The 2,577-nt window shown below is 68.1% G+C and carries 1 protein-coding gene; it reads right to left on the reverse strand.

Going from position 1 to position 2,577, the window contains the following annotated elements:
* Window positions 1-2,577 (reverse strand): DNRLRE domain-containing protein (locus IE136_RS31780; protein WP_189602021.1); only part of this gene is annotated, 2,577 nt, incomplete at both ends.

Here is a 2,577-nt window from a genome sequence, read left to right on the forward strand (position 1 = left end):
GGTCACGTCGTCCGGCCCGAAGGGGCCTTCAGCGCCCTGGATGACGTTGTTGTACGTACCGAAACCGGTGTTGACCTGGTTCGCGGCCTGAGCCGCCGCCTGGGTGTCGTCCAGACGCCAGTAACCGGCCGGGGCGGTGCCCATGACCGCCGAGCGGTAGACCTGCGAGGAGCCGGTGATCGTGGCCGGGTTCAGCTTCCACGTACCGCCGTTGCCGTCGGTGGCCTCAAGGACCAGGTCGTCCGTGGTGCCGTAGACGACCGAGGCCTGCGTCTTGCCACCCGGGGTGGTGATCTTCGACAGCAGTCCCGCGGACCGCTTCGCGGCCTGGTACTGCGCGCCGATCACGGCCGGGGTGAGCGGCTCGGAGAAGATGGCCACCTCGGCCATCTGACCCGCGAAGTGCCCCAGCTTGTCGTTCGGGTTCATCGACGGCCAGCCGTTGGTGTTCACGCCGGCGCCCAGGCTGATGTAGGGCTGCACCCAGTCGTTGATGGTGCCCGAGAGGGATCCCTGCGAGACGCCGTCCAGGTAGAGGGTCTGGCTGTTGGCCACACCCGTGAGGACCGCGTTGTGCCACTGGCCGTCGGTCACGGTCGCGGTGGACGTGATCGTCGACATGCAGCCCGGCGACATCGCCAGACAGCCACGCAGCTTGCCGTCCATGCCCACGTACACGGCCGGGGTGTTCTTCGTGGTGTTGGCGACCGGGTTCGGATCGCTCAGCGGCTTGTCACCGTAGTAGAACAGGACACCGCCGGCCGTGGTCGTCTTGAACCACAGCGACACCGACGTGTACGACGGCGTCGCACCCGGGGCGCTCGGCATCTCCACGTACGAGGTGGTGCCGTTGAACGTGGCCGTCTTCTGCGTGGAGCCGGCCAGCACCGAGGCGCTGCCCAGGGTCACGTTCTTGTACGTGCCGTTGTACTGGCCCTGGTTGGCGTCGATCGCGTCCGCGGCAAGGGTGCCGGACGTCTCACCGAGGCGCCAGTAGGCGAACGGGTCGGCGTCCATGACCGTGGTGCGGTAGTGGTTGCCGGTGGTGTACGTGTACGTCGTGCACTTGGTCCAGTCGGCCGGCGGACACACCTTGGTCAGCTGGTCACCGGTGTAGCCGTACTGCCACGTCTGAGCCGTGGCGGCATCGCCCGCGGTCGACGGATCGGTCGCGACCGTCTGGACGTGCGGCACGGTCGCGCCCGCCGGTGTGAACCAGGCGAGCGTCAGCGAACGCTTCGACGTCGTGTTGGTGATCTTCGTCAGCTGGCGCGAGGCGTTGTAGGTGAACGTCTCGGCCCGGTTGGCGAAGTCGACGATGCCGGAGATCGCGTAGACCCCGGTCTTCCCGGTGGGCTGCGTGAGGGAGTAGGCGGTGAAGTCCTTGTCCGTCAGCTTGTAGCCGGGGGCCGGGGTCGTCACCGCCTCCAGGCGCGCGTAGCGGCCCAGCGGCGGCACGAACGTGCCGTCGGTGTTGCGGCCGAACGCGACCTGCTCACCACCGGGGTAGGTGATGATCACGCTCGTGACCGTGCCGGCGCCGTCCTTGACCTCGGTCGCCTTCATGTCGGCGATCGTCGACCAGCCGGCACCGAAAGCACCGTCGATCCGCGGGTCGAGGCTGTTGTAGGAGCGGTCGATCTCTAGGGACGGGCCGACCACCTCCACATCGGCGTCGGTGTCCTCGGTGGTGTAGTTGCCGTCCGACGGGTCGAACTCGTGGCCGTCGGTGTTCTGCGCGAGACCCGAGGTCACCGGCGGCTGCGGCACAGCGGTCGTGAGGCGGCTGGAGTGGACGATCTCCGTCGTGCCGTCGCTGACGCCGACGAGCCACTCGTAGTTCTTCGACCACTTCAGCTTGCCGGCCGGGACCTTCCAGACAGCCTTCGTGAGAGCACCGGAGGTGGCGACAGGCGTGGTGCTGCCGCTGTCCGCGTCGTAGACCTCGTAGCTGTACGACAGCGGGCTCGGACCCTTGTCGGCGTCGCTCGCGTAGACGAGCAGCTCCGGCTGGAGGGTGTTGGCCTGGAAGTTCTCCGGCGGGTAGGAGGCGTTGACCTGCGGGGCCGTGTTGGCCGTGTAGGTCAGGTCGAGCGCCGGGCGGAAGCCGGCCGTCGCCGAGTTGTCGGAGTGGAACTTCTTCCAGTGCAGCGCGTCGTTCGTCGGCGCGGTCATCGCGAGACCGTAGTTGGCGGCGCCGCCTGCGACCTGGTTGAACCAGGTGGTCGACAGCGACACCGGCATCTTCACGCCGACGCTCGCCGAGTTGCCCGTGTTGGAGCAGGACGCTCCGGGGGCGGGCGTGGCGCTGCCCATGGCCGCGCCGAAGGTCGGGCCGGGGTAGGTGGTGACGCCCGAGGGGGTCCAGGACTGGGTGATCGGGTGCACCGAGAACGACTGGGCGCTGCAGGTCGAGGACCAGAGCGCGTACACGTTCAGGGTGGCGGCGGTGACCCGCTGCCCCGCGAGCGTAGTGCCCAGCGAGGAGAACTGCAGGAACGAGTTCGCCTTGTTCGTGCCCGAGTCGTAGGAGCCGACCTTGATCTGCGTCTCGGTGGAGTGGTCACCACCGATCGT

It is taken from the genome of Streptomyces lateritius (genome assembly GCF_014649715.1).
GTDB lineage: Bacteria > Actinomycetota > Actinomycetes > Streptomycetales > Streptomycetaceae > Streptomyces > Streptomyces lateritius.